The organism is Mumia zhuanghuii (assembly GCF_042681565.1).
In the GTDB taxonomy this organism is placed as follows: Bacteria; Actinomycetota; Actinomycetes; order Propionibacteriales; family Nocardioidaceae; genus Mumia.
The window spans coordinates 166,155-185,406 of sequence record NZ_JBHUFT010000006.1; the positions used below are offsets into that span (position 1 = coordinate 166,155).

The window sequence follows — 19,252 nt, forward strand, 5'->3', positions numbered from 1 at the left end:
TCACGCGTGCCAGCCGGCATTCGTGAACAACCTCCGGAGCTGGTCCGCGACGACCTCGCACTCGTGGCGTACGGCGTACGAGCTGAAGATCAGCAGCTTCGGCCCGCCGATGACGATCTCGTTCGCGCGGAGCAGGTCGGCGTCCCACTGGAGGACGCGCATGTGCGGGATGCCGTGGATCTCGATCGCGAGCTCGTACTCGTCCCACGCCACGTCGAGGTAGTACTTGCCGTCCTTGCGTCGCACGCGCCGCTGCCGCGTCGGCTCGGGAAGGCGCAGCCGCCCCCGGATCGCGTCGAAGTCGCGCTCGGGCAGCGACTGGATCCCGCCCGCGGCATCGAGGTACGACTCGACGATCAGCGCGCGGTGGCGGCACGTCCCCCGCCGCGTGAGGGCATCACGCAGTTCGCGCGTACGGACGAGCCCCTGCTGCGCGCTGGCGAGGACGATCGCACGCGCACGGCGAGGTGCCTCGGACCAGCTCGCCGCGTCGACGATGCTGCGTGGGGTGCGCGTCCGCGGCGGCGTACGGAGGGGATGCACGTCGCGTTCGTCGAGGTAGACGCTCGAGTGCACCACCAGCCCGTCTCGCTCGGGGCGGCGCGCGTGGTCCGGGATGACGGCGTACGTCGCGTCCGGCGGGAATCCGGTCAGGCCGTCCTGCTCGAGGGCCGAGAGGCCGCCGAGCACAGAGCCGGGCGGGCAGGCCAGCAGGTGCGCCCAGGTTGCCTGCTCGGGGGTCAGTGGCCCGTTGTGCGTGACGACGACTCCGCGATAAGGCTGCTGCCACAGCCGGTTCCGTACCTTGGCACGGAGCCGCTTCTCACCGACGAGCTGCAGCGCCTGGGCGGTGGTCAGCACGCCACACTGCGTCTCGAGCTCGTCCGACATGCGCACGATCCTGGCCCGGATTCGGCTCCGCCCGCTCGTACCCCTGTGGATGACGGAAGACCCGACGAAAGGACCCGACGTTGCACCCCGGATTCGGGGGTGCAACGTCGGGTCGTGATGTCGGGTCGTACGTCAGTGGAAGAAGTGGCGCGATCCCGTGAAGTACATCGTGATCCCCGCTGCGTTCGCCGCCGCGACGACCTCCTCGTCGCGCACCGAGCCGCCGGGCTGGACCACGGCCCGCACGCCGGCGTCTATCAGCACCTGCAGCCCGTCGGCGAACGGGAAGAACGCGTCCGACGCCCCGACCGAGCCACGCGCACGGTCCGTGCCCGCACGCTCGACCGCGAGGCGGCAGGAGTCGACGCGGTTGACCTGGCCCATGCCGACGCCCACGGCGCCGCCACCCTTAGCCAGCAGGATCGCGTTCGACTTCACCGAGCGGCACGCCGTCCACGCGAACGCGAGCTCGGCCAGCGTCGCGTCGTCAGCCGCCTCGCCCGCTGCCAGCGTCCACGTCGCCGGGTCGTCGCCCGGCGCGTCGACGTGGTCGCGCGACTGCAGCAGCAGCCCGCCGGAGATCGGCCGCATCTCGATCCGCTGCGGGTGCTCGTCGAGCGGCGCGACCAGGATGCGGATGTTCTTCTTGCGCGTCAGCACCTCGACGGCCCGCGGCTCGAAGTCCGGCGCGACGATCACCTCGGTGAACACCCGGGTGACCTTCTCCGCCATCTCCACCGTCACCGGACGGTTCGACGCGATCACGCCCCCGTACGCCGACACCGGGTCGGTCGCGTGCGCCTTCTCGTACGCCTCGACGATGTCCTCACCGATCGCGATCCCGCACGGGTTGGCGTGCTTGATGATCGCGACGGCCGGCGCCTCGAAGTCGTTCGCCGCACGGCGGGCGGCATCGGCGTCGACGTAGTTGTTGTACGACATCTCCTTGCCGTGCAGCTGCGTCGCGTTGGCGATGCCGGGCCGGTCGCCGTGATAGAGCGCGGCCGGCTGGTGCGGGTTCTCGCCGTACCGCAGCGTCGTCGACAGCGCCCAGTCGCCGCCGACCCACGCCGGGAACTGCTGCGCCGGCTGCGGCGCGTACAGGCTCTCGAACCACGACGCGACCGCGATGTCGTACGAAGCGGTGTGCGTGAACGCCTCGGCCGCGAGCCGCTTGCGCTGGTCGAGGGTGAAGCCGCCACCCCGCACCGCCTCGAGCAGACCCTCGTAGCGCCGCGGGTCCACCACGACGGCCACTGACGGGTGGTTCTTGGCGGCGGCGCGCACCATCGAAGGTCCGCCGATGTCGATCTGCTCGACGACCTCGTCCGGTGATGCGCCCGAGGCCACCGTCTGCCTGAACGGATAGAGGTTGACGACCACGAGGTCGAACGGCTCGATCTCGAGCTCGGTCAGCTGCTCGACGTGCGCGTCGAGACGCAGGTCGGCGAGGATGCCGGCGTGGACCTTCGGGTGCAGCGTCTTGACGCGGCCGTCCAGAGTCTCGGGGAACCCGGTCAGCTCCTCGACCCTGGTCACCGGGACGCCTGCCTCGGCGATCTTCGCCGCGGTCGATCCCGTCGACACGATCTCGACGCCAGCGGCCTGCAGACCGACTGCCAGCCCCTCGAGCCCGGTCTTGTCGTACACCGAGACCAGGGCCCGCTTGATCGGGCGCCGTCCTTCGTCGTGCAGAGCCTCGTCGTCGCTCATCCGATCGTGACCTTTCTTCCGGCGATGGACCAGCCCTCGCGGACCATCGCTCCGACGGCGTCGACCAGCTGTCGACGCTCCGCTTGCTTGATGCGCTCCATGAGCGTGTCCTCGTCGTCGTCGTCGAGGACGGGGACGGCCACCTGGGCGATGATCGGCCCGGTGTCGACCCCGTCGTCGACGAAGAACAAAGTCGCTCCCGCGAGCTTCACGCCGTACGCCAGCGCGTCGCGCGGACCGTGGATCCCCACGAAGCTCGGGAGCAGCGAGTTGTGCGTGTTGACGTAGCGGTCCGCGAACGCCGTCAGGAACGACGCCCCGACCAGCTTCAGGAACCCCGCCGAGACGACCAGATCGGGCTCGTACGAGGCGACGCTGGCGGTGAGCGCAGCATCCCAGTCGGCACGCTCGTCGTAGTCGCGGACGCGGTGGACGAAGATGTCCGCTCCAGCCCGCTGCGCGCGGGAGAGCCCCTCGATGCCGTCACGGTCCGCACCGACGGCCACGACCTCGGCCCCGTACGCGGGATCGGCGCAGGCGTCGATCAACGCTTGGAGGTTGCTCCCGGACCCGGAGACGAGGACGACCAGCCGTGCCGGCCGTTCAGCCGTGGGGGGTGGAGTCCGCCGTGGACGGGTCAAAAAGGGCGTCGTCGTCTGCTCCACGGCGACTACGATAGTGCGCCGCGGCCGCGCCGACCGCGCCACCCACGGCGAGGACGCCGATCGAGAGCAGCACGGAGAGCGGCAGATCGGGTCCGCTGTGGCCCAGCCGGCCTGGTCCGACCGCCCCACCGGACAGGAGGAGGCCGACTCCCACCACGGCGCCGGCGAACGCCCCGGCGGCCGCCCCGGCCACCACATCGGTACGGAAGGCACCGAGCGCGCGCCGCTCGGCCCGCGTGACGGTCACGTAGCCCGCGAGGGCGCCCGCCAGCAGCGGCACCGCGGCGAACGCGATCAGCCAGCCGGGCCGCGGGCCCGCCGGCGGCACGGCCGCGAGGACGGGCAGCGCCGGGACGAGCCCGAGCGTGCTGGAGGTCAGCGTGACCGAGGTGCCGGCGCCCAGGGCGTACCCGGGCCCGAGCATCGCCGCCACCGTCCACAGCACGAGGTTGGGCAGGACGAGGACGCACACGAGCAACAGGCCGATCCCGCCGAGCAGGCCAGGCCGCAGTCCGTCCCACAGCGCGCCTGCCGCGTCCGCCCGGACGACGAGGTCACCGACGACGAGGAGGCCGGCCGTCGAGACGAGGGTGATCGCCCCGACGATCCCCCCGCGCAGCGCCGACCGTGCCGTCGGCGGCAAGGCGCGGTGATGGCGGCGCAGCCAACCCGTGCCGTGCGCGGCTCCGGTCGCCCCGCAGACCCCGCCGACGACGAGGCCGGCGATCGCCGCCCGCCCCGGGTGGACAGCGGCCACCTCGAGCTGCGACCACCACGCCACCACGGCGAGCACGGCCGCGTACGAGGCAGCGCAGGTCGCGGCGACCACGCCGACCTCACGGATGCGGCTGGAGACGCCCCAGCCTGCGGCGACGCGAGCGACGGTCGCATGGAGGGTCAGCACCACCAGCGCGAACAGCCCCAGAGGGATCGCGTTGATCACGGTATGACCCACTGTCACGCCGCTCCCGTGGGCCGCCAGCCAGGCGATCGCGCCGCCGCGCAGGGCCCCTCCGGCCGTCCCGGACTCCCCCGCGAGCCAGACGACGACGGTCAGGCCACCGCACACGAGCAGGCCCAGGAGGGCGGCGACGACGGCCGCGATCACCCCGGCAGCCCAGCCGGGTCGGCTGTCCTGCCCAGGCCGGGTGCGGAGCGGGCGCATTGAGGTGTCCGAGGTCTCGATCATCGTGACCATCGTCCCTGTAGCCTGGGTCGCCGGGACGGAGGCACGCCGTTGCGCACCGCCCGGGGGGCCGTCCAGCTGCACCGCCCCGACCCGCAACCGTAGGGAGACCCGAGTCATGCCGAAGGTGGATGAGTTCGACACCTTCTACGACTCCACCAGCCGGTACGTGACGCACCTCACGTACGCCGAGTGTGGTGACCGTTCCGTCACGGCCGAAGCTGTCGCGGAGGCGTACGAGAAGGCCTGGCGGGGCTGGGCGAAGCAGCGCGCCCGTGACCCGCTCTCGTACGTGCGCGGCGAGGCCTTCCGCCAGGCCCGCCTCGCGCGGGGGACGCGCCCGTGGCGGCGGCGCCACGAGGACGACAGCGACCTCGCGCTGATCGAGGCCCTGCAGGAGCTCGGCAGCCGTCCGCGGCGCCTGATCATCCTGCAGACGCTCGGTGAGCTCGACCTGTCGGCCGCCGCCCGTGACGTCGGCATCAGTGACAGCGAGGCTGTCGCAGAGACCCAGCACGCGGTGACCGAGCTCGAGCAGGCGCTGAGCCAGAGCATCGGCCAGGTCGAGAGTCGCCTGCTGGGCCTGTCAGAGGTCTCCGAGCAGATCATGCTCCCCAGTCCGTCCCGGGTGCGTTACAAGGCACGCGGCCGCAGCCGTCGCCACACGCTCGTCGCCGTCGCCGCCGCGTGCGTCGGCGTCATCGCCTCGGGCCTGATCGTCACGCCGACTGCGCCGCTCGGCCAGGCCGAGGCGCAGGAGCGCAACCGGGTGGGCGAACGCCCGGTGAGCAGCGCCCGCCCCGGCGACGCCGTGACCGCCAAATCGCTGATGAACGCGACCGAGGCCAGCCGGATCGACCCGTCCCACGACTGGACCACCGTGTCCACGACCTCCGACGAGGCGACGGACGACGAGCGCACCGCCGACACCGCTGATCGCGCCTCGGACGCAGGCGATCCGCTGACGGCGTGCACGCCCCGCCGGTTTGCGACGGACGACCCGCGCAAGACCTTCGTCCGTGAGTTCGAGGCGTACGGAGAGCCCGAGCTCGCCATCCAGGCGCTCGAGATCGCCCGCAGCACCGAGTCGGCGCAGGCGGCGTTCAAGCGACGCCTCCAGTGGTACGCCGACTGCTCCGTCCCCCGGGTTCAGATGGCGAGCGCGGCGACGATCGCCGGTGCTTCCTCACCGGTCACGATCCTGCGTCTGCGCGAGTTCGGCTCGCCTTCCCGTACGCTCACCGTCGGCTTCATCCAGGCCGGCGTCGTCAACTCGGTGCTGGTGCACCGTACAGACGGCGCGGCGCCCTCGGTCGCCGCGTTCGGTTCGGCGCTCGTCGAGAGCATGCGGCTGTCCTGCGCCGCCTCCGGCGGGCCGTGCACGACGTCGACGAAGGTCGCGGGCGCCCCGCTCCCCCGTACGTCCTCCAACCCTGGCTTCCTGGCCGCGGTCGACCTGCCGCCGGTCGGTCGCCAGACCAAGCCGTGGGGCGGGACGGAGCCCGAGCCCCCAAGCCCCAACCCTGCGGCCACGATGTGCGACCGGGCCAGCTTCATGGGCCCCGCCGTCGCAAAGTCCCGTGCGCGCGTCTACGTCGTCCCCAACGACAAGGCTGTCCCGAAGCAGTTCGGCATCGGCCAGGCGATCGCGACGTTCCGTTCACCACGTCAGGCGGCCACGTTCGTCAAGCGGCTCGAGCAGCGCATCGCCAAGTGCGAGGACCGCAACAAGGCGGCCAAGGTCGTCACGGGCAACGCCGTCAAGGGCTCCGGCTACAGCGGCAAGACGTGGCGGATGACCTTCGAGACCGGTCGCAAGTCGACGATCAGCTACCGCCTCGCACTCGTCCGTCGCGGAGCCACGGTGACCGAGGTCGCCCAGTCCGGCACCAAGCGCGCCGACCTGAGCGCGGGCCAGTTCAACCTCGTCGCCGACCGCGCCGCCCAGCGCCTCGCCTACTGGCGCTGACCAGCGCAAAGGACGGCCCACGCCGACGGCGCACACGCGAAGGCGCCCCGACCCAGCAGGGTCGGGGCGCCTCGTACGCTGCGCTGGCGAGCGCCTCAGGTCAGAGCGACTTGAGGATCTCGCGCATGAGCTCGGCGGTCTCGGACGGCGTCTTGCCGACCTTGACACCGGCGGCCTCGAGGGCCTCCTTCTTAGCCTCGGCCGTGCCGGAGGAGCCGGAGACGATGGCGCCGGCGTGGCCCATGGTCTTGCCCTCGGGTGCCGTGAAGCCCGCCACGTAGCCGACGACCGGCTTCGTTACGTGCTCCTTGATGTAGGCCGCGGCCCGCTCCTCGGCGTCGCCACCGATCTCGCCGATCATGACGATCGCCTTGGTCTCGGGGTCGTTCTCGAACGCCTCGAGCGCATCGATGTGCGTCGTCCCGACGATCGGGTCGCCGCCGATGCCGATGGCGGTCGAGAAGCCGTGGTCCGACAGCTCGTACATCATCTGGTAGGTCAGCGTGCCCGACTTCGACACGAGGCCGATCGGGCCCTTGCCCGCGATGGTGTGCGGCGTGATGCCGGCCAGCGACTCCTCTGGCGTGATGATGCCGGGGCAGTTCGGGCCGATCATGCGGGTCTGCTTGCCCTGCAGGTACGACCAGACCTCGGCCGTGTCCTGGACCGGGACGCCCTCGGTGATGACGACGAGCAGGCCGATGCCGGCGTCGATCGCCTCGATGCAGGCGTCCTTGGTGAAGGCCGGCGGCACGAACACGACCGACACGTCGGCGCCGGTCTCGGCCATCGCCTCCTTGACGGTGCCGAAGACGGGAAGCTCGACCTCAGCGCCGTCCTTCTTGTGCGTCACGGTGGTGCCGGCCTTGCGCGCGTTGACACCGCCGACGATCTGCGAACCCGCGTCGATCATCAGAGCGGTGTGCTTGGCACCCATGCCGCCCGTGATGCCCTGGACGATGATCTTCGAGTCCTTGTTCAGGTAGATGGACATGTCCTCGTCCCCTCTCAGGCGTTCGCCAGCTCGGCGGCCTTGTCGGCCGCGCCGTCCATGGTGTCGACGAGGGTGACCAGCGGGTGGTTGCGCTCGTTGAGGATCTGCCGGCCGAGCTCGACGTTGTTGCCGTCGAGGCGGACGACGAGCGGCTTGGTAGCCGCGTCGCCGAGCAGGTCCAGCGCGCCCACGATGCCGTTGGCGACCTCGTCACAGGCGGTGATGCCGCCGAAGACGTTGACGAAGACGGACTTCACATCGGGATCGCCGAGGATCACGTCGAGTCCGTTCGCCATCACCTGGGCGTTCGCGCCGCCACCGATGTCGAGGAAGTTGGCCGGCTTCACGCCGCCGTGAGCCTCACCGGCGTACGCGACGACGTCGAGCGTCGACATGACCAGACCCGCGCCGTTGCCGATGATGCCGACCTGGCCCTCGAGCTTGACGTAGTTGAGGTTGAGCTCCTTGGCCTTCGCCTCGAGCGGGTTCTCCGCGCTCTTGTCGACGAACGCCTCGTGCTCGGGGTGACGGAACTCGGCGTTCTCGTCGAGCGAGACCTTGCCGTCGAGTGCCTCGAGCGTGTCGCCCGCGAGCTTCGCCAGTGGGTTGACCTCGACGAGCGTGGCGTCCTCCTCGACGAAGACCTTCCAGAGGGCCTCGATCATGGTGACGGCCTGCTCGAAGACCGGCTCCGGGAACCCGGCCTCGGTCGCGATCGCGCGTGCCTTCTCAGCGTCGACGCCGGTGCCCGGGTCGATCGGGATCTGCTTGACGGCATCGGGGTTGGTCTTGGCGACCTCCTCGATCTCGACACCACCCTCGACCGACGCGATGCAGAGGTACTGCCGGTTCGCACGGTCGAGCAGGAAGGAGAAGTAGTACTCGTCCTCGATGCTGGCAGCGGGCGCGATCAGGACACGGTTGACCGTGAGGCCCTTGATCTCCATGCCGAGGATGTCGCTGGCGCGGTCGAAGGCGTCCTGGGGCGTGGGCGCGAACTTGACGCCACCCGCCTTGCCACGGCCGCCGGCCTTGACCTGGGCCTTGACGACGACTGCGCCACCCAGATCTTCGGCGCCCTTGCGCGCCTCTTCGGGGGTGTTCGCCACGACGCCGAGCGCCACGGGAACCCCGTGCTTGGCGAAGAGCTCCTTCGCTTGGTACTCCATCAGATCCACGGTGATGCCGTCCTTTGGTACAGGTACGCTGCCGTACAACCTTCGCGACTTTAGTCCCGTGAGCCTCGTCACAGCCGGACGGGGTGCGCGGACTAGGATCCGAGCATGGCCGGTGACAGCGCTCCTCTCAGTGTGCCTTCCGCAGGGGTGACCCTCGCGGTGAGGCGGACGGGCACCCGTACGGGGCCCACCGTCGTGCTCGTCCACGGCTACCCCGACAACCACCACGTGTGGGACAAGGTCGTGCCCCTGCTCGACGACCTCGACGTCGTCACGTACGACGTCCGCGGCGCGGGCGCGTCGACGGCGCCGGCCGACCGCGACGGCTACCGGGTCGAGCGGCTGATCGACGACCTGGTCGCCGTCCTCGACGCCGTACGGCCGGACGGCGGCCCCGTCCACCTCGTCGGGCACGACTGGGGCTCGGTGCAGCTGTGGGCGGCTGTGTTCGCCGCCGGCTCCGACGATCGGCTGCGGGGTCGCATCGCCTCGTACGTGTCGATCAGCGGCCCCGATCTGCGCCTGTACGGGGCGTTCCTGCGCGACGCGTTCTCCCGGAGGCGCTTCGGGGTGCTGGCCGAGCAGCTCGCGAAGTCCTGGTACATCGCGGCCTTCCAGGTCCCGCTCGTCCCCGAGCTCGTCATGCGCCGCGCGACGCGGTCGGTCCGCCGGGTGCTCGTACGGTCGCAGGGCCTCGACGACGCGCACTGGTCAGGCTCGCTGGCGCGTGATGGCGCGAACGGCGTCAACCTCTACCGCGCGAACGCCTTCCACGCGCTGCGGACCCCAGCGCCGGCGTCGACGACGGTTCCGGTCACGCTCGTCGTCCCGCTGCGCGACGCCTTTCTCTCCCCCGCCCTATACGAAGACCTCCCCCGCGCCGTCGACTACCTCCAGCGCCGCGAGGTCGACGCAGGCCACTGGATGCCGTGGACGGAGCCCGCACTGGTCGCGGAGGTCGTACGAGAACGCATTTCCTCCCCTGATGCTGCGCGGACAGCCCAGTGAGGCCGGGTTCACACGTTTACGGCGCTCGGCCCGCCATGACAGCGATCGAGAGGACAACCTTGACCAACTGTCCAAGATGCTGGACAGTGGTCGGGTTGTCACTCTTCGGTAACGGGGGCGCTTCCGCTAGTGTCGACAGCCGTCAGTCCACTACTGGAGGTTCCGTTTCGTGACGTCGCGCCCCGCCCCCAAGCGCCGCGCCGAGAAGCCCAAGAAGGGCGGCTCGCGATCGTCAGACTCCAGCGCTGGCACGGCATCGAGCTCGCCCGGCCGCAGGGTCGCCGGCAAGACCGTCCCACCGACAGGTGAAGCGACGCGGTCACCTCAGATCACTCCGACGCCCCTTCCGCCCTCACCGGCCGAGACGACGCTGATCCGGACCGAGATCACCGCGGTCCACACCGAGGTCGCCGCGCATACCGAGGTCAGCCGACCGCTGACCGCCCTTCCCCCGGCGGAAGCAGCCCCGGCTCCGGCCCCGTCCTCCGCCCAGCAGTCCACGCCCCACCCCCCTGCTTCGTCCGCGACACCGTCGCGATCCGCCGGTGGCCGCCGCGCCGCCCGGCCCGCCGCCAAGACGATGGCGAGCGCCCCACGTGAGAGCGCCCCTCGCACCGCTTCCCCCAGCTCGTCCCCTGCCGGCCCGCCTCCGCCGACCCGCGGCAAGCGCGTGGCCGAGCTCCCCCCGATCCCGGGCGACGCCACCGCGCAGATCGACGCGGTCAGCGACCACACGACCGTCACTGAGCGTCGCTCCGGTGAGATGCGCAGCGCCCGTCGCGCGACCCCTCCCGGGTCTCGTTCGTCGCGGGCCCGCACCGGCAAGTCCCGTCGCCTCCCGACTCCTGCCCTCATCGGCGCCGCAGCGCTCGTCATCGCCGGCATCGGCGCGGTCGCGGTCTCGTCGGCCAAGCCGCCTGTGATGGAGACCGCCGACTTCCAGGCGCTCTCCGCCGACGTGAGCGGCTCGTCCGCCAAGAGGTACGACCCGAACAACGTCGACGTCACCCGCGACTTCGACCGCGCACTCCTCGACAAGCAGGCCGAGCAGCAGGCCGCTCAGCTCTCCGCCTCGCTTGCGGCGCTCGCCGACCGGACCGAGGCACGCTCGCAGCAGATCAAGAAGAACCAGTGGGTTCTCCCGCTCACCGGCTACCGCCTGACAGCACGCTTCGGCCAGTCCAGCTCGCTGTGGTCCACCGTCCACACCGGGCTCGACTTCGCCGCGCCGTCCGGCACACCGCTCGTCGCGGTGGCACGCGGCACGATCACGAGCACCGGGTACGACGGCGCCTACGGCAACAAGACCGTGCTGACGCTCGAGGACGGTACGGAGATCTGGTACTGCCACCAGTCGTCGGTCAAGGTCAGCTCCGGCACCAAGGTCGATCCGGGCACCGTGATCGGCTACGTCGGCTCCACCGGCAACACGACGGGCCCCCACCTCCACCTCGAGGTGCGCCCGGCCGGCGGATCGCCCATCGACCCGCTGGCCTCGCTCCGCGCGCACAACGTCAACCCCTGACCCCGGGTCACTCCCTGCGGGTGCCGGGTCACTCCCTGCGGGTGCCGGGTCACTCTCTGCGGGTGCGGCGAGCCGTCTGGCGCCAGACGCCGACCCGGCAGCGCCCGACAGCGACCCGGGGGCGCCAGAAAGTGACCCGGGAAGGTTAGATCTTTTCGACCGGCGCGTAGCGCAGCAGCAGGCGCTTCACGCCCTCCGACCCGAAGTCGACCGAGGCCACCGCGCGGTCGCCGGCCCCCTCGAGCGCGACCACCGTGCCCAGACCGAAGGCGTCGTGCGAGACACGGTCGCCGGGCGCCAGGCTCGGGACGTCACGCTTCTCCTTGCTCGCCCGAGCAGCGCTGGCGGCGCGGATCGGCGTCGTGGTCCGGCGAGGCAGGTAGCCACCCGACCAGGTCGTCGTGTCGGACTCGGTGCGCTTCCAGTCGACGAGCTCGGCAGGAATCTCGTCGAGGAACCGCGACGGTGGGTTGTGGGACGGGGCGCCCCACGCGGAGCGTACGAGGGCGCGTGTCACGTAGAGGCGCTCCTCGGCGCGGGTGAGACCGACGTACGCGATCCGGCGCTCCTCCTCCATCTCCTTGGGGTCGCCCATCGATCGCATGTGCGGGAAGACGGACTCCTCGAGACCGGTGAGGAAGACGACGGGGAACTCCAGGCCCTTGGCCGAGTGCAGGGTCATGAGCGTGACCATGCCCTCGCCCGAGTCGGGGATCGAGTCGGCGTCCGCGACCAGCGCTACGCGCTCGAGGAAGGCCGCCACCGATCCCGGGGCGAGCACCTCGTCGTCGAGGGGCTCGTCCTCGGTCTCGATCGGCGCGTCGGCCAGCGTGGCCGCGTCCGAGACGAACTCGCGCGCGACGGCCACGAGCTCAGAGAGGTTCTCGACGCGGGCCTCGTCCTGCGGATCGGTGCTGTTCTCGAGCTCGTCGAGGTAGCCCGACCGTGCGAGCGTCGCCTCGAGCACGGCGTCGACGGGTTCGCCCGACGCCGCCAGCTCCTGCAGCCCCTTCATGGTCTCGACGAAGGCGTTGATCTGCTTCAACGAGCGGGTCGCGATGCCGGGCGCCTCCTCGGCCCGCTGCAACGCCTCCCAGAAGGTGATCCGCAGACGATCGGCATACGCACCGACGACGGCCTCGGCCCGCTCGCCGATGCCACGCTTGGGAGTGTTGAGGATGCGGCGCAGCGACACGGCATCAGCCGGGTTGACGAGGGCCCTCAGGTAGGCGATCGCGTCCTTGACCTCCTTGCGCTCGTAGAAGCGCACGCCCCCGACGACGCGGTAGGGCATGCCGACGCGGATGAACACCTCCTCGAACACACGCGACTGCGCGTTGGTCCGGTAGAACACGGCGACCTCGCCGGGCTTCGCGAGACCCTCGTCGGTCAGGCGGTCGACCTCGTCGGCGACGAACTGCGCCTCGGCGTGCTCGTCGTCCGCGACGTAGCCGACGATCAGCTCGCCCTTGCCCTGGGCTGACCAGAGATTCTTCTTCTTGCGGCCTTCGTTGCGCGCGATGACGGAGTTGGCCGCGTCGAGGATCGACTGGGTCGAGCGGTAGTTCTGCTCGAGCAGGATCGTCGTCGCCGTCGGGAAGTCGGCCTCGAACTCGAGGATGTTGCGGATGTTGGCCCCGCGGAACGCATAGATCGACTGGTCGGAGTCACCGACGACGAGAAGATCGGTATCAGGCTCGGTGCACAGCTCGCGAATCAGGACGTACTGGGCGTGGTTGGTGTCCTGGTACTCGTCGACCAGCACGTGCCGGAACCGGCGCCGATAGACGTCGGCGACGTCGGGGAACGCCTGGAACAGGTGGACCGTCGTCATGATCAGGTCGTCGAAGTCCATCGCGTTGGAGGCCCGCAGTCGCTCCTGGTAGGCCGTGTAGGCCCGCGCATACGCCCGTTCGGTGTCGTTGTGCGCCTTGGAGGCGGCCTGCTCGTGGTCGACGAGCTCGTTCTTGAAGTTCGAGACCCAGTTGAGGACGCCACGCGGCGGGAAGCGCTTGGGGTCGAGCTCGAGGTCTCGGCACACCTGCGTCATCAGCCGCTTTGAGTCGGCGGCGTCGTAGATCGTGAAGGTCGACGTGTAGCCGAGGCGCTGGGCCTCCTTGCGGAGGATCCGCACGCATGCGGAGTGGAACGTGCTCACCCACATCAGCCTCGAGCGTCCGCCGACGTACTCCTCGACGCGCTTGCGCATCTCGGCTGCGGCCTTGTTGGTGAAGGTGATCGCGAGGATCGAGCCGGGATGCACGCGGTGCTGGGAGATCATCCACGCGATACGGCGGGTGAGCACGCGGGTCTTGCCCGAGCCTGCGCCGGCGACGACCAGCAGGGGCCCACCGGTATGGGTCACCGCCGCGCGCTGGGGCTCGTTGAGCCCGGCCAGCAGGCGATCGGCGTCAGCCTGGCGGCGCGCCTCGATCTCCTCGTCGCTCGGGCGGTCGTGACCGCCGCCTCCTCCGGTGTCGGAGAAGGCATGGGACGTACGGAGGTCGCCAGAGCGTCGCTCGGACGGCATCCGGTCGGGGGGCACGGGGAACGAGAGGCTCATCGGGTCCCAGCCTACGGGTGCCCTCGGACATCGGCGGAGGCCGTTCATCACCTGTGGAGACCAGGTCCGAACTATTCTGGGGGTGCGGGTAGTTCGCCACCCAGAGGGAGCCAGACGTGAGTACCACCGTCGACCCTGCATCGCGTATGCAGATCGTGGTCGACCACGACGCCACCGAACCGCCGTACGAGCAGGTCCGGCGACAGGTCGCGGCCCAGGCCGCCGACGGCACGCTGGGCCCTGGGGCCCGCATCCCGACCGTACGCGCGCTCGCGGACACTCTCGGCCTGGCAGTCAACACGGTGGCAAAGGCATATCGCGTGCTCGAGGCCGAGGGCGTTGTGGAGACGCTCGGACGCCGCGGGACGTTCATCCGGTCCCGCACGCTCACCCCCGACGCATCGGAGGCCGCGGGCACGGCCGCCGACGCCTACGTGGCTCAGCTGCGCCGCCTCGGCCTCGCCCGCAGCGAGGCGATCCGGCTGATCGAGGACCGCTGGCCCTGATCGGCGCACGCCGGGCCGCCCGACGTGGTGCGCGGACTGACAGCGACTTGACAGCGCTTCCCCGCACCGTGGAGGCATGAATCACGCCATCCATGCCGAAGGGCTCACGAAGCGCTTCGGAGACACCCAGGCCCTTGACGGTGTCGACCTCACTGTCCCGGAGGGGACCGTTCTCGGCGTACTCGGACCGAACGGCGCCGGCAAGACGACGGCCGTCCGCGTCCTCGCGACGCTGCTGCGCGCCGACAGCGGGCACGCGACGGTCGCCGGGTACGACGTGGCGCGTCAGCCGGGCGAGGTCCGCCGCGCGATCGGTCTGACCGGGCAGTACGCCTCGGTGGACCAGGCCTTGACGGCCCGCGAGAACCTCGTGCTCGTCGGGCGTCTCCTCGATCTCCCCCGCCCCAGCGCCGTACGACGTGCCGCCGAGCTTCTCGAGCAGTTCGGCCTCACCGGCGCCGCCGACCGCCGCGCCGTGACGTACTCGGGCGGCATGCGCCGCCGCCTCGATCTCGCGGCCAGTCTTGTCGGCAGGCCCCAGGTGATCTTCCTCGACGAACCGACGACCGGCCTCGACCCCAGCAAGCGCGACGACATGTGGAACGTCGTACGAGGCCTCACCGAGGCGGGAACCACGGTCCTTCTGACCACCCAGTACCTCGAGGAGGCCGACGCCCTCGCCGACCGGATCTCCGTCATCGACCACGGCCGCGTGATAGCGGAGGGGACGCCGCACGAGCTCAAGGCGCTGGTCGGCGGCCGGACGCTCCAGGTCCGCCCGTCCGACCCGGACCGCCTCGCCGAGGTGGCCGCCCTGCTGCACCGTGTCGCCGACCGCCCGGTCGACGAGCCGCAGCTCGGCACGATCGGCGTTCCGGTGGAGGACGACGCCGTGCTCACCACGGTGGTGCGCGCGCTCGACGAGCGCGGCATCGCCGTCACCGAGCTCACCCTCACGCTCCCCGACCTCGACGAGGTCTTCTTCGCCCTCACCGGCAGGTCCACGTCTCCCGACACCTCCGTCCTCCCTTCTGACGACAAGGAGCTGGTCCGATGAGCACCCCCATCGCGGTCCCTGCCCGTACGGAGTCGGCGGCGTTTCCGCTGGTCCGTCACAGCGCAGCGCTGGCCGGGCGGGCGCTGAAGAAGATGCGCCGGACGCCAGAGCAGTTCTTCGACGTGACGTTCCAGCCGATCCTCATGATCGTCGTGTTCGTCTACCTGTTCGGAGGGGCGATCTCGGGGTCGACCCAGGACTATCTCCAGTTCGTCCTGCCGGGCCTGATGGCGCAGTCGGTGCTCCTCAGCACGGTCTCGATCGGAGTCAACCTCAACACCGACATCAAGGAGGGGGTGTTCGACCGCTTCCGGTCGCTGCCGATCCCCCGCGCCGCCCCGCTGGTCGGCGCGGTCGCGGCCGAGGGCGTGCGGTACGCGACGTCGATCGCGGTGACCCTCGGCTTCGGGTACGCGATCGGCTACCGGGCGACCACGAACGTATGGTCCGTCCTCGGCGGCTGCGCGCTCGTGCTGCTCGTCGCCTGGGCCCTGTGCTGGATCGCGGTCTTCCTCGGCATGGTGCTGCGCGAGGCGGGCTCGGTGCAGGGCATCGGGTTCCTCGTGCTCTTCCCGCTCACCTTCGGCTCCAGCATGTTCGTCGACCCCGAGACGATGCCGAGCTGGCTCCAGGCCTGGGTCGACCTGAACCCGGTGACCCACCTGACGGACTCCGTACGAGGTCTGTTCACCGGCGGCGCGGAGGCGGGTGACGTCACAATCACGGTCGTGATGGCGGTCGCGATCACCGCCGTGTTCGCGCCGTTGGCCGTACGGGCCTACCGCCGCAAGGCCTGAGCGTCCTTCGGCTCACTCCGGCAGGGCGAGGTCGAGGGCGTCGTCGCGTGAGAGCGCGGCGCCCTCGGCGAACGCCGCTTCGTAACGATCGTGGCCGAGAGCGGCGATCAGCTCCGGGGCGAGCCTGGCCGCAGTGACGTTGCCGAGGTCCTCGGCGCCACGGATCTGACGCGCCGCACCAAGCTGGCGTGCGGCGAGCTCGTGGCGTCCGCCGTGCGCGGTGAGCACTGCCGCCGCTGTCGCCACGATCGCAGCGATCGGCATGTCGTGCGAACGCCGGGCTTCTGCGGCAGCGCGACCGAGCCACGTGCGTGAGAGAGCCTCGTCGTACGGCAGGACCGCGATCACCGCGGTGCTGAGGACGATCGCGCGGAACTGCGGGGCCTGGAACGGTACGGCGTCGACCTGGGCGACCAACGTGGTCGCAAGGCGCCGCGCGGTCTCAGGGTCCCCGCCGCAGCGCTCGAGCTCCACCTGAGCCACGCGCGCGTACAGCTCGGTGTCGCGATAGCCCGCCCGTCTCGCCTCCTGCGCGGCATCCTCCAGCTCGCGCCGGAGCGCTTCCACCTCGTCGGGCGCGTGCGCGAGGATGAGCGACAGGGCGGCTCGGCGCGTCCGAAGCTGGAGCGCGTCGCGGTCCGCGCCGAGCGCACTCATCAGTGCGGCGGCCGCGTGCAGGTGAGTTCGCGCGTCGCCGAAGCGTCCCGCACGCTCGTACGCCGAAGCGACGGTGGACTCCCCCATCGCCTGCCCCCAGCGGTCGCCGACCTCACGGAACCCGTCGAGCGCGTCGGCGAGGTCGTCGTGGTCACCGGCGGTGGCGGCGCCGGCATTGTCCTGCCAGGCGAGCCTGAGAAACCGCGTGGCCGAGCGCACCCACGGGTCCGGGTGCTCGAGCCCTGCGGACAGGTCGACGCCGCCCACGTCGCACCTGCCCGCATCCGCACCGGACCCGAACCGCGCGAACAGATCGTCCGTGAGCAGGATGAGGGTGATGGTCGGCGACTCGCGGTCCAGCTCCGGGTCGCGCCGCAGCTCAGCGATCCGCTCCGACAGAGCGACGCGGTCGCTCGTCGGCGCCGGCTTGTCCAGCACGGCGACGAGACGCATCGCCACGCACACCAGCTCCGGCGTGGCCGGCAACGTCCCGTGCATCGCGAGCACGCGACCGGCGAGCTCGGCGATCTCGTCGTGCTGGCCGCGCAGCGAGAAGTACCACGCGAGGTCGGCCGTGAGCCAGGCCGCAGACTCGCCGTCCCCGGTGTCGACGGCGTACGCCAACGCGGTGAGGAGGTTGCCGCGCTCGTCGTCGAGGACCGCGAGCGCGTCGAGCTGGTCGGCCCGGCGCAGCTGCGGCTCCAGGTCGTGGGCGAGGCGGCGGAAGTACGCGAGGTGGTCACGCCGGACGCCGTCGGCCACGCCGCGTTCCACGAGGCGGTCGGCGCCGTACTCCCGCAGCGTCTCCAGCATCCGGAACCGCGGTTCGCCGAGGTTGTCCGCGACGGGGGTGAGGAGCGACTTGTCGGCGAGGGCCGTGAGCAGGTCGAGGGCGCTGGCCGCATCTGTCCCGGCGATCGCGGCCGCGGCAGGGACGGAGATGCCTGCAGGGAAGACCGCAAGCCGTTCGGCGAGCCTGCGCTCGTCCTCGTCGAGGAGGTCCCAGCTCCACTCGACGACCGCCCGCAACGTCCGGTGCCGGGGCAGTGCCGTACGGCTTCCGCCGGTGAGCAGCCGGAACCGGTCGCCGAGTCTTGCGGCGATCTGCGGCGCGGTGAGGCTGCGCAGCCGGGCGGCAGCGAGCTCGAGCGCGAGCGGCTGCCCGTCGAGGCGTCGGCAGATCTCGAGCGCCGCCGGCAGCGTCGCGTCGTCGAGCACGAACCCCGGGCACGCCGCCTGCGCGCGCTGGACGAACAGGTCGACCGCGCTGTGCTCCAGCGCCTCGCGTGGAGTGGACTCGCCCCCGGGGACGTCGAGCGAGACCACCGGGAGCACGACCTCGCCCAGCAGGTCGAGCGGCTCTCGGCTGGTCGCGATCACCCGCAGCTCCGGCAACGCCTGGAGGAGGTCCTCCACGACGACAGCGACGCCCGCGACGAGGTGCTCGCAGTTGTCGGCGACAAGCACCACGCGCCGTCCCGCCAACGCCTCGACCAGACGCGTGCGGTCGTCACCGCGCCGCTCGGTCGGCCGGTCGAGCACGACCACCTCGCGGAGGTCGAGCGCACCGACCAGGGCGTCGAGGATGTCGGCAGGATCGGTCACGGAGGCGAGTTCGACCATCCAGGTGCCGTCGGGGTAGGCCGAGGCGATCCCTGTCGCCGTCTCGACCGCGAGGCGGGTCTTGCCGGCTCCCCCGGGCCCGACGAGGGTGACGAGGCGGTGCGACGCAACGAGCTGCGCGAGCTCGGCGACAGCCGCGTCACGTCCGACGAAGCTGGTCAAGGCGGTCCGCAGGTTCGTCCGTACGCGGGTCGCCGCCGGCGCAGGCCCGGTGACGTCGCCGGCGAGCATGGCGCGATGGAGCTCCCGTGCCGCAGGGGACGGGTCCAGCCCCAGGTCGTCGACCAGACCGGTACGCATCCGCTCGTACGCCGCGAGCGCGTCGGCGGTGCGGCCGGTCGCGGCGAGCACCCGCATGAGCGCCGTCCAGAGCCGCTCCCGGTACGGGTGGGCGTCGACGAGCGCCGTCAGCTCGGCGACGACGCCCGCCGCGTCGTACCGACCGCTCGTGACCTCCGACTCGAGACTCTCCTCGTGGACGGCGAGCCTGCGCTCTTCGAGCGCGGCCGCCGCCGGGCCTGCGAACGGCACGTCCTCGAGCCCTTCGAGCGCACGCCCGGTCCACACCGCCAGCGCCTCGCGCCCCCGCCCTGCACGGGCGAGACGATCGAACCGGTAGGCGTCGACGTCCTCCGCGACCACGGCGAGGCGATAGCCCGTCCCGTTCGAGGCCAGTGCGCCCTCCGGCAGCCGGGCCCGGGCGCGCGAGACGACGGACTGCAGCGCGTTGTGCGCGTGGCGTGGAGGCGTGTCGCCCCAGAGGTCGTCGACGAGGACCTGCGTCGCGACCGGGTGGGGCGCTGCGAGGGCGAGCCGGGCGACGAGCGCGCGGTTGCGCGGCCCCCCGAGATCGACCCGCTCACCGTCGAGGACGACCGTGACCGGGCCGAGAAGCTGAACCTGCACGAGGTCCATCCTGC

14 protein-coding genes are annotated in these 19,252 nt (G+C 71.2%); 6 read left to right on the forward strand and 8 right to left on the reverse strand.

The window, feature by feature from the left end:
* The 4 genes from ACFSDF_RS08075 to ACFSDF_RS08090 all read right to left on the reverse strand — a co-directional run bounded on the left by ACFSDF_RS08075 (position 1) and on the right by ACFSDF_RS08090 (position 4,458).
* A complete protein-coding gene (locus ACFSDF_RS08075) occupies positions 1-891 on the reverse strand; it encodes a hypothetical protein (protein WP_377157021.1) in 891 nt (296 codons plus the stop codon).
* Positions 892-1,023: 132 nt separating this feature from the next.
* The gene (purH, locus tag ACFSDF_RS08080) at positions 1,024-2,604 is read right to left on the reverse strand and encodes a bifunctional phosphoribosylaminoimidazolecarboxamide formyltransferase/IMP cyclohydrolase (protein WP_377157022.1); all 1,581 of its coding nucleotides are present in this window, start codon (positions 2,602-2,604) and stop codon (positions 1,024-1,026) included.
* On the reverse strand, positions 2,601-3,245 hold the full coding sequence (gene purN / locus ACFSDF_RS08085; protein ID WP_220471309.1) for a phosphoribosylglycinamide formyltransferase: 645 nt from the start codon (positions 3,243-3,245) through the stop codon (positions 2,601-2,603). The genes purH and purN overlap by 4 nt, the downstream gene beginning before the upstream one ends.
* On the reverse strand, positions 3,208-4,458 hold the full coding sequence (locus ACFSDF_RS08090) for a cell division protein PerM (RefSeq protein ID WP_220471277.1): 1,251 nt from the start codon (positions 4,456-4,458) through the stop codon (positions 3,208-3,210). The genes purN and ACFSDF_RS08090 overlap by 38 nt, the downstream gene beginning before the upstream one ends.
* Before the next feature lie 115 nt (positions 4,459-4,573).
* On the opposite strand from ACFSDF_RS08090, the gene ACFSDF_RS08095 reads away from it, so the two are divergent.
* A complete protein-coding gene (locus tag ACFSDF_RS08095; RefSeq protein ID WP_377157024.1) occupies positions 4,574-6,424 on the forward strand; it encodes a sensor domain-containing protein in 1,851 nt (616 codons plus the stop codon).
* A 100-nt stretch (positions 6,425-6,524) separates the two neighbouring features.
* On the opposite strand, the gene sucD is transcribed toward ACFSDF_RS08095, so the two are convergent.
* Both sucD and sucC read right to left on the reverse strand, forming a co-directional pair.
* Positions 6,525-7,418 (reverse strand): succinate--CoA ligase subunit alpha, encoded by an 894-nt coding sequence (gene sucD, locus ACFSDF_RS08100; RefSeq protein WP_167005443.1) that lies wholly within the window; start codon positions 7,416-7,418, stop codon positions 6,525-6,527.
* Between the two features lie 14 nt (positions 7,419-7,432).
* Positions 7,433-8,596: an ADP-forming succinate--CoA ligase subunit beta gene (gene sucC / locus ACFSDF_RS08105; RefSeq protein WP_377157026.1), complete on the reverse strand. Its 1,164-nt coding sequence runs from the start codon at positions 8,594-8,596 to the stop codon at positions 7,433-7,435.
* A gap of 105 nt (positions 8,597-8,701) precedes the next feature.
* Here sucC and ACFSDF_RS08110 point away from each other — a divergent pair, with 105 nt between their 5' ends.
* Together ACFSDF_RS08110 and ACFSDF_RS08115 are read left to right on the forward strand one after the other, a co-directional pair.
* Positions 8,702-9,604: an alpha/beta fold hydrolase gene (locus ACFSDF_RS08110; protein ID WP_377157028.1), complete on the forward strand. Its 903-nt coding sequence runs from the start codon at positions 8,702-8,704 to the stop codon at positions 9,602-9,604.
* Between the two features lie 670 nt (positions 9,605-10,274).
* The gene (locus ACFSDF_RS08115; protein ID WP_377157030.1) at positions 10,275-11,129 is read left to right on the forward strand and encodes a M23 family metallopeptidase; all 855 of its coding nucleotides are present in this window, start codon (positions 10,275-10,277) and stop codon (positions 11,127-11,129) included.
* A 145-nt stretch (positions 11,130-11,274) separates the two neighbouring features.
* On the opposite strand, the gene pcrA is transcribed toward ACFSDF_RS08115, so the two are convergent.
* Positions 11,275-13,692 carry a DNA helicase PcrA gene (pcrA, locus tag ACFSDF_RS08120; protein WP_167251660.1) on the reverse strand — a complete coding sequence of 806 codons (2,418 nt, stop codon included), beginning with the start codon at positions 13,690-13,692 and terminating at the stop codon, positions 11,275-11,277.
* Between the two features lie 116 nt (positions 13,693-13,808).
* Here pcrA and ACFSDF_RS08125 point away from each other — a divergent pair, with 116 nt between their 5' ends.
* From ACFSDF_RS08125 to ACFSDF_RS08135, 3 genes are all read left to right on the forward strand, one after another.
* Positions 13,809-14,198, forward strand: coding sequence for a GntR family transcriptional regulator (locus ACFSDF_RS08125; RefSeq protein WP_243843026.1), 390 nt, complete (start codon positions 13,809-13,811; stop codon positions 14,196-14,198).
* Between the two features lie 76 nt (positions 14,199-14,274).
* Complete coding sequence (locus tag ACFSDF_RS08130) at positions 14,275-15,255, forward strand: ATP-binding cassette domain-containing protein (protein WP_167005454.1); 981 nt, start codon at positions 14,275-14,277, stop codon at positions 15,253-15,255.
* Positions 15,252-16,052 (forward strand): ABC transporter permease, encoded by an 801-nt coding sequence (locus tag ACFSDF_RS08135; RefSeq protein ID WP_167005457.1) that lies wholly within the window; start codon positions 15,252-15,254, stop codon positions 16,050-16,052. Before ACFSDF_RS08130 ends, ACFSDF_RS08135 begins: the two co-directional genes overlap by 4 nt.
* A 12-nt stretch (positions 16,053-16,064) precedes the next feature.
* On the opposite strand, the gene ACFSDF_RS08140 is transcribed toward ACFSDF_RS08135, so the two are convergent.
* Positions 16,065-19,238 carry an ATP-binding protein gene (locus ACFSDF_RS08140; protein ID WP_377157033.1) on the reverse strand — a complete coding sequence of 1,058 codons (3,174 nt, stop codon included), beginning with the start codon at positions 19,236-19,238 and terminating at the stop codon, positions 16,065-16,067.
* Positions 19,239-19,252: the final 14 nt, after the last annotated feature.

What these genes read in the sequence shown, in the direction of transcription:
- ACFSDF_RS08075 (WP_377157021.1), bottom strand. Translation starts at nt 891, where the DNA reads ATGTCGGACGAGCTCGAGACGCAGTGTGGCGTGCTGACCACCGCCCAG.
- purH (WP_377157022.1), bottom strand. Translation starts at nt 2,604, where the DNA reads ATGAGCGACGACGAGGCTCTGCACGACGAAGGACGGCGCCCGATCAAG.
- ACFSDF_RS08090 (WP_220471277.1), bottom strand. Translation starts at nt 4,458, where the DNA reads ATGATCGAGACCTCGGACACCTCAATGCGCCCGCTCCGCACCCGGCCT.
- ACFSDF_RS08095 (WP_377157024.1), top strand. Translation starts at nt 4,574, where the DNA reads ATGCCGAAGGTGGATGAGTTCGACACCTTCTACGACTCCACCAGCCGG.
- sucD (WP_167005443.1), bottom strand. Translation starts at nt 7,418, where the DNA reads ATGTCCATCTACCTGAACAAGGACTCGAAGATCATCGTCCAGGGCATC.
- ACFSDF_RS08110 (WP_377157028.1), top strand. Translation starts at nt 8,702, where the DNA reads ATGGCCGGTGACAGCGCTCCTCTCAGTGTGCCTTCCGCAGGGGTGACC.
- pcrA (WP_167251660.1), bottom strand. Translation starts at nt 13,692, where the DNA reads ATGAGCCTCTCGTTCCCCGTGCCCCCCGACCGGATGCCGTCCGAGCGA.
- ACFSDF_RS08130 (WP_167005454.1), top strand. Translation starts at nt 14,275, where the DNA reads ATGAATCACGCCATCCATGCCGAAGGGCTCACGAAGCGCTTCGGAGAC.
- ACFSDF_RS08135 (WP_167005457.1), top strand. Translation starts at nt 15,252, where the DNA reads ATGAGCACCCCCATCGCGGTCCCTGCCCGTACGGAGTCGGCGGCGTTT.